The organism is Diaphorobacter sp. JS3050 (assembly GCF_013154915.1).
GTDB lineage: Bacteria > Pseudomonadota > Gammaproteobacteria > Burkholderiales > Burkholderiaceae_C > Diaphorobacter > Diaphorobacter nitroreducens.
Genome location: NZ_CP053553.1, coordinates 1,204,698 through 1,219,834 on the forward strand (window position 1 = coordinate 1,204,698; position 15,137 = coordinate 1,219,834).

The 15,137-nt window shown below is 67.1% G+C and carries 12 protein-coding genes; 6 read left to right on the forward strand and 6 right to left on the reverse strand.

Annotated features, from left to right (window positions below; translation table 11 throughout):
• Positions 1–9: 9 nt before the first annotated feature.
• Entirely contained in the window at positions 10–2,526 is a 2,517-nt protein-coding gene (locus HND92_RS06000; protein WP_172206472.1) for a DNA internalization-related competence protein ComEC/Rec2, read from the forward strand.
• A gap of 23 nt (positions 2,527–2,549) precedes the next feature.
• On the opposite strand, the gene HND92_RS06005 is transcribed toward HND92_RS06000, so the two are convergent.
• On the reverse strand, positions 2,550–2,831 hold the full coding sequence (locus HND92_RS06005) for a VF530 family DNA-binding protein (RefSeq protein WP_172206474.1): 282 nt from the start codon (positions 2,829–2,831) through the stop codon (positions 2,550–2,552).
• A gap of 137 nt (positions 2,832–2,968) precedes the next feature.
• On the opposite strand from HND92_RS06005, the gene HND92_RS06010 reads away from it, so the two are divergent.
• A complete protein-coding gene (locus HND92_RS06010; RefSeq protein ID WP_172206476.1) occupies positions 2,969–4,405 on the forward strand; it encodes an NAD-dependent succinate-semialdehyde dehydrogenase in 1,437 nt (478 codons plus the stop codon).
• Between the two features lie 210 nt (positions 4,406–4,615).
• Here the strand turns inward: HND92_RS06010 and HND92_RS06015 are convergent, their stop codons facing one another.
• The 3 genes from HND92_RS06015 to HND92_RS06025 all read right to left on the reverse strand — a co-directional run bounded on the left by HND92_RS06015 (position 4,616) and on the right by HND92_RS06025 (position 7,718).
• On the reverse strand, positions 4,616–5,527 hold the full coding sequence (locus HND92_RS06015) for a sulfurtransferase (protein ID WP_172206478.1): 912 nt from the start codon (positions 5,525–5,527) through the stop codon (positions 4,616–4,618).
• 56 nt (positions 5,528–5,583) lie between these two features.
• Entirely contained in the window at positions 5,584–6,495 is a 912-nt protein-coding gene (locus HND92_RS06020; protein ID WP_172206480.1) for a DMT family transporter, read from the reverse strand.
• An 83-nt stretch (positions 6,496–6,578) separates the two neighbouring features.
• A complete protein-coding gene (locus HND92_RS06025) occupies positions 6,579–7,718 on the reverse strand; it encodes an aromatic ring-hydroxylating dioxygenase subunit alpha (protein WP_172206481.1) in 1,140 nt (379 codons plus the stop codon).
• Positions 7,719–8,024: 306 nt separating this feature from the next.
• Between HND92_RS06025 and xseB the strand changes: the two genes are divergently transcribed.
• The 4 genes from xseB (at position 8,025) to HND92_RS06045 (ending at position 12,526) form a co-directional block, all read left to right on the forward strand.
• The gene (gene xseB, locus HND92_RS06030) at positions 8,025–8,270 is read left to right on the forward strand and encodes an exodeoxyribonuclease VII small subunit (RefSeq protein ID WP_015912683.1); all 246 of its coding nucleotides are present in this window, start codon (positions 8,025–8,027) and stop codon (positions 8,268–8,270) included.
• Positions 8,255–9,175: a polyprenyl synthetase family protein gene (locus HND92_RS06035; RefSeq protein ID WP_172206483.1), complete on the forward strand. Its 921-nt coding sequence runs from the start codon at positions 8,255–8,257 to the stop codon at positions 9,173–9,175. Before xseB ends, HND92_RS06035 begins: the two co-directional genes overlap by 16 nt.
• A 105-nt stretch (positions 9,176–9,280) precedes the next feature.
• Positions 9,281–11,170, forward strand: a complete 1,890-nt coding sequence (dxs, locus tag HND92_RS06040) for a 1-deoxy-D-xylulose-5-phosphate synthase (protein ID WP_172206485.1) — start codon at positions 9,281–9,283, stop codon at positions 11,168–11,170.
• A 273-nt stretch (positions 11,171–11,443) separates the two neighbouring features.
• Positions 11,444–12,526 (forward strand): TRAP transporter substrate-binding protein, encoded by a 1,083-nt coding sequence (locus tag HND92_RS06045; RefSeq protein WP_172206487.1) that lies wholly within the window; start codon positions 11,444–11,446, stop codon positions 12,524–12,526.
• Between the two features lie 139 nt (positions 12,527–12,665).
• On the opposite strand, the gene HND92_RS06050 is transcribed toward HND92_RS06045, so the two are convergent.
• Positions 12,666–14,486, reverse strand: coding sequence for a TRAP transporter large permease subunit (locus HND92_RS06050; RefSeq protein WP_172206489.1), 1,821 nt, complete (start codon positions 14,484–14,486; stop codon positions 12,666–12,668).
• Positions 14,487–14,507: 21 nt separating this feature from the next.
• Positions 14,508–15,134 carry a TRAP transporter small permease subunit gene (locus tag HND92_RS06055; RefSeq protein WP_172206491.1) on the reverse strand — a complete coding sequence of 209 codons (627 nt, stop codon included), beginning with the start codon at positions 15,132–15,134 and terminating at the stop codon, positions 14,508–14,510.
• Between the last annotated feature and the right edge of the window lie 3 nt (positions 15,135–15,137).

Here is a 15,137-nt window from a genome sequence, read left to right on the forward strand (position 1 = left end):
GCCCATCACATGACTGCCCCGGCGCCCGCGTCCACCCTGCCGCGCACGGCCTGGCGCCTGCCCGCTGTGCTGGCCGGCTGGCTGCTGGGCACGGCGCTGCAGTTGCAGCAGGGCGCGCTGTGGCCGTGGCCCGCTTATGGGGGCACGCTGGCATTGGCGCTTGCCGTGGGAGGTCTGGCGTGGCGACTGCCCCAATGGCGTTGGCTTGGCTGGCTGATTGCCGCGCTGCTGGCCTGGAGCGCCTGCGGCTTGCGCGCAAGTGTCTTTCTGGCGGCGGCGCTGGCACCGCAGCTGGAGGGGCAGGACTTGCGCGTGACCGGCCTGGTGGCCGCCATGCCGCAAGAGCGCGACGCCAGCTTGCGCCTGCGGCTGCAGGTGGAGTCCGCACTGCTGCACGGCGCCCCCGTGCAGGTGCCGGCGCTGATCGACCTGACCTGGTACGCGCAAGGCCAGCATGACGGCGAACTGGCGCCGCCCCCCGCCGTGCGCGCGGGCGAGCGCTGGCGCCTGACCGTGCGCCTGAAGGCTCCGCACGGCGCACGCAACCCGCATGGTTTTGACTACGAGCTGTGGCTGTGGGAGCAAGGTGTGCAGGCCACCGGCTATGTGCGCACCAGTGCGCGGCTGGATGTGCTGCACGGCCCGCCGCAGCGGCTGGCCGCCACCTGGCGCTACCCCGTCGAGCAGCTGCGCCAGCGCGTGCGCGATGCGATTGCCCGCACGCTGGCCGACCCTGCCGGGGATGCCGCCCCGGATGCTGCCCGCCAGCGCGCCGCCGGCGTGGTGACGGCGCTGGTCACCGGCGACCAGCGCGCCATTGACCGGGCCGACTGGGACGTGTTCCGCGCCACGGGCGTGGCCCACCTGATGAGCATTTCGGGCCTGCATATCACGCTGTTTGCCTGGCTGACGGTTGCGGCGCTGGGCCGGGCTTGGCGCCTGTCGCCACGGCTGTGCCTGGCCGTGCCCGCGCCCACGGCAGCGCTGGCGGGCGGCGTGCTGCTGGCTGGCGCCTATGCTCTTTTCAGCGGCTGGGGTGTGCCTGCGCAGCGCACGGTGTGCATGCTGGCCACGGTGGCGCTGCTGCGCCTGTCGGGGCGGCACTGGCCCTGGCCGCAGGTGTGGCTGCTGGCCTGCGCGGTGGTGCTGGCGGCCGACCCCTGGGCCCTGCTGCAGCCGGGGTTCTGGCTGAGCTTTGTGGCCGTGGCGGTGCTGTTTGCTACGGATTCAGGAGCTGCCAGCGCGCGTCCTGCGGACGCAAGAGGCCAATTTTATGCACTGCTGCGCGAGCAGTGGGTGGTGACGCTGGCGCTGACGCCGCTCACGCTGCTGCTGTTTGGGCAGGTATCCGTCGTGGGGCTGCTGGCCAATCTGGTGGCGATTCCGTGGACCACGCTGGTGGTCACGCCGCTGGCGCTGCTGGGCGTGCTGTGGGCGCCGCTGTGGCTGGCGGCGGCGTGGTGCGTGCAGGGTTTGTCGGTGCTGCTGCAATGGCTGGCCGCCTGGCCCTGGGCGCAGATCAGCCTGGCCATGGCGCCGCTGTGGGTGGGCATGGCGGCCGTGGCCGGCGGCACGCTGCTGGCGCTGCGCCTGCCCTGGGGCCTGCGCGCCCTGGGGCTGCCGCTGCTGCTGCCCGCGCTGTGGTGGCAGCCGCCGCGCCCGCCGCCGGGGCAGTTTGAACTGCTGGCTGCCGACGTGGGCCAGGGCCAGGCCGTGCTGGTGCGCACCGCGGGCCATGCGCTGCTGTACGACGCCGGCCCGCGCTACCACCAGGACAGCAATGCCGGCGAGCGCGTGCTGGTGCCCCTGCTGCGCGCGCAGGGCGATCGGCTGGATCTGCTGGTGCTGAGCCACCGCGACAGCGACCACACCGGTGGCGCCGCAGCCGTGCTGGCGCAGCAGCCCCAGGCGCGCCTGCTGGGGTCGATCGAGCCCGGCCACGCGCTGCAGGCGCTGCGCCCGGTTCAGCCCTGCGCGGCGGGGCAGCGCTGGACTTGGGATGGCGTGCACTTCGAGGTGTTGCACCCGCCGCCGCAGTCGCTGCAATTGCCGCAGATGGCCGACAGCGCGCCCCGCAGCCGTCAGCCCAACACCAACGCCACCAGTTGCGTGCTGCGCATTGCAGCGGCCGGCACGCCCGGTAGCGACGGGGCCCAGGCCCTGCTGACGGGCGACATCGAGCTGGCGCAAGAGCAGGCCCTGGTGGATGCTGGCGCACCCCTGGCGGCAGACCTGGTGCTGGCCCCGCACCACGGCAGCAAGACCTCGTCCGGCCAGGCCTTTTTGCAGGCCGTGCAACCGCGCATCGCCCTTGTGCAGGCGGGCTACCGCAACCGCTTTGGCCACCCCGCGCCCGAGGTGGCAGCGCGCTACCGCCAGCACGGCGCCACGCTGGTGCAAACGCCCGAGTGCGGCGCGGTGCGCTGGCAATCGCATGTGCCGCAGACGGTGCACTGCGAGCGCGAGGCCGCGCGGCGCTACTGGCACCACCGCGTGCCTGGCGCTACTGTTGCATCGCAGCCATAGTTGCGCCGGGCCCCGCGCGGTCATTACCTGGCGCTGCGCCGCTGCTCGCGCAGCATGAACAGGTACAGGCTTTCGATCTTGGCGCGCGCCCAGGGCGTTTTGCGCAAAAACTTGAGGCTGGAGGCAACGCTGGGGTCGCTTTGAAAGCATCGCACCGGGATGCGGCTGGCCAGGTCGTCCCAGCCAAAGTACTGCTGCAGCGCCACCACCATCGCCTCCAGCGTGACGCCGTGCAGCGGATTGCGGGGCTGCGGTGTGGCGGATGCGGGCGGGGTGCTGGGTTGGTCGCTGGGTTGGTCTGTCATGGGCGGCGAGCATACGCGCAGCCTGCCCGGTGCCTTCGGGCGTTGCCCTCTATAGTGACGGTTTGCCGTCAGTGCTGCGCCTTGCCGGCCGCCGACGGCATCTGTCCTGTTTTGACATAACGACCTGGAGCATTGTGATGAGCTACCCCGACACCCGCCTTTTCATCGACGGCCAATGGCAAGACGCCACCAGCGGCAAGACGCTGCCCGTCGTCAACCCCGCCACCGGCCAGCAGATTGGCCAGGTGGCGCACGCGGGCATTGCCGACCTGGATCGCGCCCTGGCCGCGGCGCAAAAAGGCTTTGAAGTGTGGCGCGACACGCCCGCCATCGAACGTGCGCGGGCCATGCGCCGCGCCGCCGCGCTGATGCGCGAACGTGCCGATGGCATTGCCGCCATCCTCACGCAAGAGCAGGGCAAGCCCCTGGCCGAGGCGCGCATCGAGGCCCTGGCCGCGGCCGACATCATCGAATGGTTTGCCGACGAGGGCATGCGCGTGTATGGCCGCATCGTGCCTTCGCGCAGCCTGGCCGTGCGCCAGCTGGTGGTGAAAGACCCGGTGGGCGTGGTGGCCGCGTTTACACCCTGGAACTTCCCCATCAACCAGGTGGTGCGCAAGCTGGGCGCAGCGCTGGCCGCGGGCTGCGCGGTGCTGGTCAAGGCGCCCGAAGAAACGCCCGCCAGCCCGGCCGAGCTGATCCGCGCGTTTGCCGATGCGGGCCTGCCCGCTGGCGTGGTGGGCCTGGTGTTTGGCAACCCGGCCGAAATCTCCAATTACCTGATTCCGCACCCCATCGTGCGCAAGGTCACCTTTACCGGCTCCACGCCCGTGGGCAAGCAGCTGGCCGCGCTGGCGGGCCAGCACATGAAGCGCGTGACCATGGAGCTGGGCGGTCATGCGCCGGTGATCGTGTGTGAGGACGCCGACGTTGAGCTGGCTGTAAAGGCATCCGGCGGCGCCAAGTTCCGCAACGCGGGGCAGGTGTGCATCTCGCCCACGCGCTTTTTGGTGCACGAAAGCGTGCGCGCCGACTTTGTGGCCGCGCTGGCCCGCCATGCCGAGGGCCTGAAGGTGGGCGACGGCCTGGCCGAGGGCACGCAAATGGGCCCGCTGGCCAACCCGCGCCGCGTGGCCGCCATGGCCGATCTGCTGGGCGACGCCGTGCAGCAGGGCGCCGATGTGCGCACCGGCGGCGAGCGCATCGGCGGCGTGGGCAACTTTTTTGCGCCCACGGTGCTGGACAACGTGCCGCTGTCGGCGCGCATCTTCAATGAAGAGCCCTTCGGCCCTGTGGCGGCGGTGCGCGGCTTTACGCAGCTGGAAGACGCCATCGCCGAATCCAACCGCCTGGCGTTTGGGCTGGCGGGCTATGCGTTTACCCGGTCTTTGAAAAACGCGCACCTGCTCAGCCAGCGCGTGGAAGTGGGCATGCTGTGGATCAACCAGCCCGCCACGCCATCGGCCGAGCTGCCGTTTGGCGGCATCAAGGACTCGGGCTACGGCTCAGAAGGCGGCCCCGAGGCGCTGGAAGCCTGCTTGAATACGCGCGCGATCTCGATCACGAATGTGTAATTTTGCTACAGATAAAATAGCTGCCAGCGCTTGATTTATAAGGGCTAGAGGCAAAAAAGCCCTGATTAGGTATATATCTCAACTCACCGTCATTCCGGCGAAAGCCGGAATCTACCGCTGTTACCAGTGCGCGACGTGTAGATTCCGGCCTTCGCCGGAATGACGGGGTGATTGATGTCACGCGCTCTCTGAGATATGTCGCAGCCACGCTCAGCCGCGCTCCACGGGGCGGCTGGGGTCGCTGCACCACTCGCTCCAGCTGCCGGCGAACAGCGCCGTGGGCCCCAGGCCGGCGACTTCCATGGCCAGCAGGTTGGGGATGGCGCTCACGCCGCTGCCGCAATGGTGCACCACGGTGGCGGGGCTGCGGCCTTGCAGCAGGGCGGTGAATTCGGCGTGCAGCTGGTCGGCATTTTTGAAGCAGCCGTCGGCCCCCAGGTTCTCGCTGAAGGGGCGGTTGAGCGCGCCGGGGATGTGGCCTGCCACCGGGTCCAGCGGCTCCACCTCGCCGCGATAGCGCGGTGCGCCGCGTGCGTCGATGAGGGTCTGCGCGCTGTCGCCCAGGGCGGCCTGCACCTGCTGCACGCTGACCAGCTGGCGCAGCGGCTCGCGCAAGACGAAGTGGGATGCGAAATGGGTGGCCTTGTGCGTGGCCTCGTCCCCGGTGGCCAGCGCACCGCCAGCGGCCTGCCAAGCCTGCAGCCCACCGTTAAGCACGGCCACGGCGTCATGCCCCGCCCACTGCAGCATCCACCACAGGCGGCCGCAGTAGTTGGCGCCGTTGCGGTCATACACCACGGCCTGCATGTCGTTGGTAAAGCCGATGTCCGACAACCAGGTGGCAAAGCGCTCGCGGCTGGGCAGCGGGTGGCGTCCGCCCGATGCGGGCAGGTCTGTAGCCGATGCCATGACTGCGCCATCAGCGCCGGGCGCGCCGTGCCGGGCGCTCAGGTGCTGGTCCAGGTCAGCGTGCAGGGCGCCGGGGATGTGGGCCTGGCGGTATTGCGCTGCGCCCAGGGCGGGCTGGGCCAGGTCGAAGCTGCAGTCAAACACCATCAGTGGCTGGCCGCTGCGCATGAGGGTTTGCAGTTGCAGGACAGAGATCAGCGTGGAGTAGGGCATGGCAAGGCGGTCTGCACAGTTGGATCAGGCGCCATTGTGGCGGTGTTGCCCGGGGCTCAGTGTTCCTCTGCAGGCGTGCGGGGTGCCGTGCGGGCGCGCAGCACGGTGGCGGTGATGCCGCTGGCCACAATCAGCGCCATGCCGGCCCAGGCGATCAGCGGCAGCCGGTCGCCAAACAGCGCCAAGCTGTAGATGCTGGCAAAGACGATGCCCGAATACTGCAAGTTGGCCACCACCAGCGTGCCGCGCTGTGTTTTGGCGCTGGCGTAGGCGCGCGTCATGCACAGCTGCCCGCCTGTGGCAAACAGCCCCAGCGGCAGCAGCCACAGGCCCGGCAGGCCCGGCCAGGCCGATACGCCCACCACCAGCATGGCCGCCGCGCCTGCCACGGCAGAGCCGACGGCAAAGAAAAATACGGTGCGCGTTTCGGGCTCGCCGACGCGCGACAGCGCCACCACCTGCATGTAGGCAAAGGCCGATGCCATGCCCGACAGCAGGCCGACAAGGCCGGCAAACATCTGGTTTTGGTCCAGGCTGGGGCGCAGCATCATGACCACGCCGGCAAACCCGGCGAGCACCGTCAGCACCAGCGGGCCTTGCAGGGCCGGGCGCGGCGTGGCCGCCGAGGGGCGCCAGGCCAGCAGTGCGCCGCCGACAAAAAACGCGGCAATCCAGACGCTGCTCATGTAGTTGAGCGTCATGGCCGTGGCCAGGGGCAGCTGGCCAATCGCATAAAACCAGGCACCCAGCGCCGACACGCCAATCAGGCTGCGCCAGGCGTGCATGCCGGGGTAGCGGGTGGTCAGGGCCACCTGCTGCGAGCGCGCCAGCAGCCAGGTCAGCACCAGGCCGATCAGGCCGCGGTAGAACACCAGCTCGGCCGCGTTGAAGTGCGCCGACGCGAGCTTGATGCACACGCCCATGCTGGCAAACAAAAAGGCGCCCAGCACCATCCAGAGGGCTTGCATAGAAAATAAAGTGGTTAAACCAAAAATAGCCGCTAGCGCTTATGTGGCAAGCGCTGGCAGCTATCAAAAAAGGAGTGAAATTATCAGCGCTGCGGCACGGCTGCACCCATGCGCGCGCGGTACCACTCGTGAAAGTGCTGCATGCCGTCTTCCATGGGGCTTTGGTAGGGGCCGACTTCGTTGTCGCCGCGCGCCAGCAGGGCCATGCGCCCGGCGTCCATGCGTTCGGCGATTTCGTCGTCTTCGATGCAGGTTTCCATGTAGGCGGCGCGCTGCGCCTCGACAAATTCGCGCTCGAAGGCCCAGATTTCTTCGGGGTAGTAGAACTCCACCATGTTCAGCGTCTTGGTCGGGCTGACCGGGTGCAGCGTGGACACGGTGAGCACATGCGGGTACCACTCGACCATGATGTGCGGGTAGTAGGTCAGCCAGATCGCGCCGCGCTCGGGCATTTTGCCGCCCTGGTAGCGCAGCAGTACCTCGTGCCACTTCTTGTAGGTGTCAGAGCCTGGCTTGCCGAAGGTGGAAGCCACGCCCACGGTCTGCACCGAATATTCTCTGGCGAGCTCCCACTTCAGGTCGTCGCAGGTGACAAAGTTGCCCAGCCCGGGGTGGAAGGGGCCGACGTGGTAGTCCTCCAGATAGACCTCGATGAAGGTCTTCCAGTTGTAGTTGCACTCGTGCAGCTCGACATGGTCGAGCACAAAGCCGTCAAACGACAGTTCGCGCTGCAGGCCCATGCCGGCCAGATCGGTGGCGATGTCGCGGCCGTTGTCCTCAAACAGCAGGCCGTTCCACTCGCGCAGCTTGTAGTTGTTGAGGTTCAGGCAGGGGTCGTGCGCGAAGTGCGGCGCGCCCAGCAGCTCGCCGCTGCTGGAATACGTCCAGCGGTGAATCGGGCAGACGATGTTGCCGCCCGCATGGCCCTTGCCTTGGGCCTGCAGGTTGCCGCGGCCCTTGAGCATCACTGCCTGGCGGTGCCGGCAGACGTTGGAGATCAGCTCCACCCGCCCCTGGGCATTGCGCACGAGGGCGCGGCCCTCCTTTTCCTGGGGCAGCGCGAAGTAGTCGCCCACCTCGGGGACGGCGAGTTGGTGCCCCACGTAGCGGGGCCCTCGCTGGAAGATCGTCTCCAGTTCGCGCTGCAGCAGCGCTTCGTCGAAATAGCTGGAAACTGGTAGTTGGCTTGCGGCCTGCTGCAGTTGAAGACTTAAATCAGACATGGGTGACCTGACCTAAAGACTCCCCACAGGGAGGGTGCGCGTGCGCACGGGGCTATAGAAAAAACGAAACCGGCCCAGGGAAGTACTCCATAGCCGGTTCGTGGTGAAGGAATGGGATTATAGGTGGTGGGGTTATTTCCGCGGCGGGTGTACGTGTATTGCGCGCGCCTAGCAAGCCGCGTGCGGCGTCCGGGGCGGCGATCTCCCGCCGGCCGCGGGGGCATCCCCGCGGCCTTCGCCGGGTAGGCGCGGGGCCCTGCGCCTAAAATTGGCCGTTTCCACTTGCGCCCTTGGCGCTGCGTCTCCATGGCCAAGGCCCCCGCCGCCCCTTCATCCACCCAGCCCGATCCCGTCAGCTACGAAGCCGCACTGGAAGAGCTTGAGCAGCTCGTGGGCCGCATCGAGTCGGGCCAGCTGCCGCTGGACCAGATGCTGGCGGGCTACCAGCGGGGCGCGGTGTTGCTGAACTTCTGCCGCGCGCGCCTGGACGCGGTACAGGACCAGATCAAGGTGCTGGACGAAGGCACGCTGCAGCCATGGACGCAGGAGTGACGCCCGCCATGTCCGCCGTGCCCGTGTTCGACTTCGATGGCTGGATGCGCGCGCAGCTTGCGCGGGTCGAGGACGCCCTGTCCCATTGGGTGTGCCCCGATGCGCCCGCAGGCCTGGGCGAGGCCATGCGCTATGCCGTGCTGGATGGCGGCAAGCGCCTGCGCCCGCTGCTGGTGCTGGCCGCTTGCGAGGCCGTCGGTGGAAACGCGCAGGCCGCCCTGCGCGCCGCCTGCGCGGTGGAGCTGATCCACGCCTATTCGCTGGTGCATGACGACATGCCCTGCATGGACAACGATGTGATGCGCCGCGGCAAGCCCACGGTGCATGTGCGCTTTGGCGAAGCGCGTGCACTGCTGGCGGGCGACGCACTGCAGGCGCTGGCATTTGAGCTGCTCACGCCCGAGGATGGGGTACCGCCGGCCATGCAGGCGCGGCTGTGCCGTGAGCTGGCCCGCGCCGCAGGTGCCGACGGCATGGCCGGCGGGCAGGCCATCGACCTGGCCAGCGTGGGCCTGCAGTTGTCTGAAGACCAGTTGCGTCAGATGCATCGCCTGAAGACGGGCGCGCTGCTGCAGGCCAGCGTGGTGATGGGCGCGGTCTGCGGCCAGACCCCGGAGGGCACGCTGCGCGCGCTGAGCGACTACGGCGCAGCCATGGGGCTGGCCTTCCAGGTGGTGGACGACGTGCTGGACGTGACCCAGGACTCCGCCACACTGGGCAAGACCGCCGGCAAGGACGCCGCGAGCGACAAGCCGACCTATGTCTCGCTGATGGGGCTGGAGGCCGCGCGCGCGCATGCCGAAGCCCTGCGCGCGCAGGCACTGGCGGCGTTGGCCGCCAGCGGCCTGACCGACACGCGGGCGTTGGCGGCGTTGGCCGACATGGTGGTGCGCCGCTCGCATTGATGGTGGTCCCCAGGCTGCGCAGGGCGGGGTGGGTGCCGTTTTATGAGTCAAATTGGCCTTCAGCGCATGTTTGGAAAGCGCTGGTAGCTACTAAAGATATAGCAAATGTCCATGACAAACTATCCACTGCTTGAGCGCGTGAACGACCCCGCCGACCTGCGCCGGCTGCCCCGTGCCGAGCTCAAGACCCTGGCCCATGAGCTGCGCGCCTTTGTGCTGGAGAGCGTGTCCAAGACCGGCGGGCACCTGTCGTCCAACCTGGGCACGGTGGAGTTGACCGTGGCGCTGCATGCCGTGTTCGACACGCCGCGCGACCGGCTGGTGTGGGACGTGGGCCACCAGACCTATCCGCACAAGATATTGACCGGCCGGCGCGAGCGCATGCCCACCCTTCGCCAGCTGGGCGGCCTGTCGGGCTTTCCGCAGCGCGCCGAGAGCGAATACGACACCTTTGGCACGGCGCACTCGTCCACCAGCATCTCGGCCGCTTTGGGCATGGCGCTGGCGGCCAAGCAAAAAGGCGAAGACCGCCGGGCCATCGCCATCATTGGCGACGGCGCCATGACCGCCGGCATGGCCTTCGAGGCGCTGAACAACGCGGGCGTGGCCGACGCGGATCTGCTGGTCATCCTGAACGACAACGACATGAGCATCAGCCCGCCCGTGGGCGCGCTGAACCGCTACCTGGCGCAGCTGATGAGCGGGCAGTTCTATGCCAAGGCGCGCGATGTGGGCAAGAGCGTGCTGAAGAACGCGCCGCCGCTGCTCGAATTGGCCAAGCGCCTGGAGCAGCAGGCCAAAGGCATGGTGGTGCCGGCTACGCTGTTCGAGAAGTTTGGCTTCAACTACATCGGGCCGATTGACGGGCACGACCTGGATTCGCTCATCCCCACGCTGGAGAACATCAAAGGGCTGAAGGGCCCGCAGTTTCTGCATGTGGTCACCAAAAAGGGCCAAGGCTACAAGCTGGCCGAGGCCGACCCGGTGGCCTACCACGGCCCGGGCAAGTTTGACCCGCGCGTGGGCCTGGTGAAGCCGGCCACGCCGCCCAAGCAGACCTTTACGCAGGTGTTCGGCCAGTGGCTGTGCGACATGGCGGACAAGGACAAGCGCCTGGTGGGCATCACCCCCGCCATGCGCGAGGGCTCGGGCATGGTCGAGTTTCATCAGCGCTTTCCTGATCGTTATTACGACGTGGGCATTGCCGAGCAGCATGCCGTCACTTTTGCCGCCGGCATGGCCTGCGAGGGCATCAAGCCCGTGGTGGCGATCTACTCCACCTTTTTGCAGCGCGCCTATGACCAGCTTATTCACGACGTGGCGCTGCAGAACCTGCCCGTGGTGTTTGCCCTGGACCGTGCGGGCCTGGTGGGTGCGGACGGCGCCACGCACGCCGGCGCGTATGACATCGCCTTCGTGCGCTGCATTCCCAACATGAGCATGGCCTGCCCGGCCGACGAGCGCGAATGCCGCCAACTGCTCACCACCGCCTACGAGCAAGACCACCCTGTGGCCGTGCGCTACCCGCGCGGCGCGGGCGTGGGCGTGGCGCCGCTGCCCGATCTGGAGGGGCTGCCCTTCGGCAAGGGCGAGGTGCGCCGCAAGGGCCGGCGCATTGCCATCCTGGCTTTCGGCACGCTGCTGTACCCGGCGCTGCAGGCGGCCGAGGCGCTGGACGCCACGGTGGTGAACATGCGCTGGGCCAAGCCACTGGATACGCAGCTGCTGCTTCAGGTGGCAGCGGAGCACGATGCGCTGGTCACCGTCGAGGAGGGCTGCATCATGGGCGGCGCCGGCAGTGCCGTGGCCGAGGCGCTGGCCGCCGCAGGTGTGCAGCGCCCCTTGCTGCAACTGGGCCTGCCCGACGCGTTCATCGAGCATGGCGACCCGGCCAAGCTGCTGGCCCTGCAGGGGCTGGACGCCGCTGGCATGCAGCGCTCCATCACCGAGCGCTTCGGCGCATTGCCGGGCGCGCAGGCGCTGGCAGCGGCCTGACGCGCTTTCCTTCCCTTCACAACAATGCAGTCATCCCGCGGCAGCGTGCCGCTGGGATGCGTCGCGGCGCCTGTGCAGCCCATCGCGGAGGCCTGCGCTGCTCCTTGCCCGGCCGAGTAATACGCGCCATTCGCGGATTTTTCAGGGGAAACCCGCAACGGGGCCGGCAACCCACGTTTTTAGAATTTACCTCCGCTCATCGGCGGGATTCAGCGGCGCGTACACTCAACCGCGTTACTGTTTGTTTGCTTCATCATTTCGGAGAATTTGTCCATGGATCGTCGCTCAATCATCAAGCAGGCCGGTTTGGCTGGCGTACTCGCAGCCGGGGTTGCACCCGCAGTGCATGCCCAGGCCGCCGTTCGCTGGCGCCTTGCCTCCAGCTTCCCCAAGTCGCTGGACACGATCTTTGGCAGCGCAGAAAAATTGTCCCAGGCCGTCAAGGCGATGTCGGGCGGCAAGTTCGAGATCTCCGTGCACCCCGCCGGCGAGCTGATGCCCGCGTTTGGCGTGGTGGATGCGCTGCAGGGCGACACCATCGATATGGCCCAGACGGCCGCCTACTATTTCACCGGCAAGGACCCCGTGTTCGCCTTCAGCTGCGCCGTGCCCTTCGGCCTGACCCCGCTGCAGATGGCAGCCTGGAAGGACCACGGCAACGGCCGCAAGTACCTGGATGCCTTCTTCGAGAAGTACAACTTCAAGACCGCCAGCGCCGGCAACACCACCACCCAGATGGGCGGCTGGTACCGCAAGGAAATCAAGACCGTCGCTGACCTCAAGGGCCTGAAGATGCGCCTGGGCGGCGGCGTGTTCGGCGAGGCCATGGCCAAGCTGGGCGTGGTGGCGCAGAACATGCCCGCCGGTGACGTGTACCAGGCGCTCGAGAAGGGCACGCTGGACGCCGTGGAGTTCGTTGGCCCGTACGACGATGAAAAGCTGGGCTTCAACAAGGTGGCGCCGTACTACTACTATCCCGGCTGGTGGGAAGGCTCCGCTGACCTGGAGTTCTTCATCAACATCAAGAAGTACAACGCCCTGTCGCCCGAGCACAAGGCGATCCTGGACGCGGCCACCCGCGTGGCCGCTGCCGACATGACCGCCAAGTACCAGGTGTTCAATCCGCGCGCCATCAAGAACCTGGTGGCCAACAAGACGCAACTCAAGGCGTTCCCCAAGGCGATCATGGACGCCGGCTTCAAGGCGTCGATGGAAGTGTTTGCCGAGCACGAGGCCAAGTCGCCCGAGTTCAAGAAGATCCACCAGGACATGCGCGCCTTCCAGCGTGACCAGATCCTGTGGAACCGCTTCTCGGAGTTCCCGTTCAACCAGTACATGAACAGTGTGAAGATCTGATCGCGTGGCGGGCTGCTGCCCTTGCGGCGGCGGCTTGCGACCAATCCAACGAGGCCGCAGTTCCCTGCGGCTTTTTTGTTGCCCGCGCAAACTAAAAAAGCCCCGGCGTACCGGGGCTTTTTAGTGGGGGTGAGACGGCTTACTTGCTGCCCGAGCCCATGGCGTCCTGCAGCGCCTTGGCTGGGTCGTCCGAACCGTAGCCGCCGTCGGCAGGGGGTGCCAACTCGCCCTCCGGTGCCGGTGCCTGCTCGGCGTCTGGAGCGGGCTGCGATGCGAACGGGTCGTTGCCTGGCGCACCGTAGCTCTCCGCATCCTGGAGCGCATCCATCATTTGCGCGCCCACCGCTTCCATGTTCACTTCCACCTTTTTGTCCAGGCTGCCCGTCACGATGGACGGGAAGGCGATGAGCAGGCTCACCATGATCAACTGGATCAGGACGAAGGGAATGGCGCCCTTGTAGATCTGCATGGTGGTCACGGGCTGGATGGCCTTGTGCGTCACCCGGTCGATGTAGGGCTTGTCCGGGGCCACCGAGCGCAGGAAGAACAGCGCGAAGCCGAAAGGCGGGTGCATGAACGAGGTCTGCATGTTCATCGCCAGCAGCACGCCGAACCAGATCAGATCGATGCCCATCTTGTCGGCGACGGGTCCCAGCAGCGGCACCACGATGAAGGACAGCTCGAAGTAGTCCAGGAAGAAAGCCAGAAAGAAGATCATGAGGTTCACCACGATCAGGAAGCCCACCTGTCCGCCGGGCAGGCTGGCCAGCAGGTGCTCCACCCACTTCGGGCCGTCGGCCGCCTGGAACACCAGGCTGAACGTGGTGGCGCCGATCATGATGAACATCACGAAGCTGGCCAGGCGCGTAGTGGCGCCCAGCGCCTGCTTGAGCAGGGGCATGTCCAGGCGCCGGCGCGCGAAGCCCATGACCAGCGCCGCCATGGCACCCATGGCGCCGCCTTCGGTCGGTGTGGCAATGCCCAGGAAGATGGTGCCCAGCACCAGGAAGATCAGCAGCAGTGGCGGAATCAGCACGAAGGTCACGCGCTCGGCCAGGCGGGAGAGCATGCCCAGCTTGAGCACGCGATTGATGCTCGCGATGACGAACGCGATGAAGGTGCCGCCGCACATGGCGGTGACGACCTTCTCATCGGTCGGCACGTCCAGCACTTCGGTGCCTGTCCACCACGTATGCACGTCGGCCATGTGAGCGGCCAGGAAGATCGATGCTGCCGTGGAGATGCCCATCACGACGGCCAGCGAGGCATAGCCGGAGCTGCCATTGTCTTCACGGTAGATGCGCGCCTCGGGTGGCAGGGCGGGTACGGACTGGGGCTTGAAGATGGCCAGGATGACCACCCACAGCACGTAGAGGCCGACGAGGATGAAGGCGGGCACGAATGCGCCCTTGTACATCTCGCCCACGCTGCGGCCGAGCTGGTCGGCCATCAGGATCAGCACCAGTGATGGGGGAATGATCTGGGCCAGGGTGCCGGATGCGGCAATCACACCGCTGGCGAGCCGCCGGTCGTAGCCGTAGCGCAGCATGATGGGCAGCGAGATCAGGCCCATGGAGATCACCGAGGCCGCCACCACACCGGTGGTGGCCGCCAGCAGCGCGCCCACGAAAACCACCGCCAGCGCCAGGCCGCCGCGCAAAGGGCCGAACACCTGGCCCACCGTGTCGAGCAGGTCCTCCGCCATGCCGCTGCGCTCCATGATCAGGCCCATGAGCGTGAAGAAGGGCACCGCCAGCAGCGTGTCGTTGGCCATGATGCCGATCAGGCGCTGCGGCAGCCAGGCCATCACGGACGAAGGAAAGACCCCCAGCTCGATCCCCAGGAAGCCGAACAGCAGGCCGCAGGCGCCCAGGCTGAACGCCACGGGGAAGCCCAGCAGCAGGAAGATGATCAGGCTCCCGAACATGACGGGGGCGTAATTGCTTGTGATGAATTCCATGAAATGCTTTCCTGGGGCAGATCAGCGTTGCGCGGCGGGAGCGGCGGACAGGGCCTGCTCCTGCTTTCTCTCAGCTTCGGCGCGCAGCGCCTCGGCCAGTTCTTCTTCAGCGCTCTTGTCGCTGAGCTTGCCCATGGGATCGGGCCCCTGGCCACGCAGGAAAGCGATGCGCTTGATGAGTTCGGACCAGCCCTGCAGCATCAGCAGCGTGATACCGACGGGAATCGCCACCCATACGGGCCAGCGGATCAGGCCGCCAGGATTGCCGGACACTTCACCCGACTGGTACATCTGGATCACGACCGGCACGCTCAGGTACAGGATGGTGATGCACAGCGGGGTGAGAAAGAGCGCAAAGCCCACGATGTCGATCCACACCTGCACCTTCTTGGGCAAGCGGCTGTTGACCACGTCGATGCGCACGTGCTCGCGGTTGAGCAGCGTCCAGCCGGCGGCGATCAGGAAAGACCATGCGAACAGGTACCACTGCACTTCCAGAAAGGCGTTGGAACTCGTGTCCAACGCCTTGCGCACGATGGCGTTGGCGGCACTGATGAAAGTGGATGCGAAGATGAGCCAGATTGAATACTTGCCCACGAACGCGTTGAGCCTGTCGATGGCCCGCGACAGTGAAAGTAAAGCCTGCATGGT

Bases quoted from the DNA above. Each gene is read 5' to 3' on its own strand.
- HND92_RS06000 (WP_172206472.1), top strand. From the start codon at position 10: ATGACTGCCCCGGCGCCCGCGTCCACCCTGCCGCGCACGGCCTGGCGC.
- HND92_RS06005 (WP_172206474.1), bottom strand. From the start codon at position 2,831: ATGACAGACCAACCCAGCGACCAACCCAGCACCCCGCCCGCATCCGCC.
- HND92_RS06010 (WP_172206476.1), top strand. From the start codon at position 2,969: ATGAGCTACCCCGACACCCGCCTTTTCATCGACGGCCAATGGCAAGAC.
- HND92_RS06015 (WP_172206478.1), bottom strand. From the start codon at position 5,527: ATGCCCTACTCCACGCTGATCTCTGTCCTGCAACTGCAAACCCTCATG.
- HND92_RS06020 (WP_172206480.1), bottom strand. From the start codon at position 6,495: ATGCAAGCCCTCTGGATGGTGCTGGGCGCCTTTTTGTTTGCCAGCATG.
- HND92_RS06025 (WP_172206481.1), bottom strand. From the start codon at position 7,718: ATGTCTGATTTAAGTCTTCAACTGCAGCAGGCCGCAAGCCAACTACCA.
- xseB (WP_015912683.1), top strand. From the start codon at position 8,025: ATGGCCAAGGCCCCCGCCGCCCCTTCATCCACCCAGCCCGATCCCGTC.
- HND92_RS06035 (WP_172206483.1), top strand. From the start codon at position 8,255: ATGGACGCAGGAGTGACGCCCGCCATGTCCGCCGTGCCCGTGTTCGAC.
- dxs (WP_172206485.1), top strand. From the start codon at position 9,281: ATGTCCATGACAAACTATCCACTGCTTGAGCGCGTGAACGACCCCGCC.
- HND92_RS06045 (WP_172206487.1), top strand. From the start codon at position 11,444: ATGGATCGTCGCTCAATCATCAAGCAGGCCGGTTTGGCTGGCGTACTC.
- HND92_RS06050 (WP_172206489.1), bottom strand. From the start codon at position 14,486: ATGGAATTCATCACAAGCAATTACGCCCCCGTCATGTTCGGGAGCCTG.
- HND92_RS06055 (WP_172206491.1), bottom strand. From the start codon at position 15,134: ATGCAGGCTTTACTTTCACTGTCGCGGGCCATCGACAGGCTCAACGCG.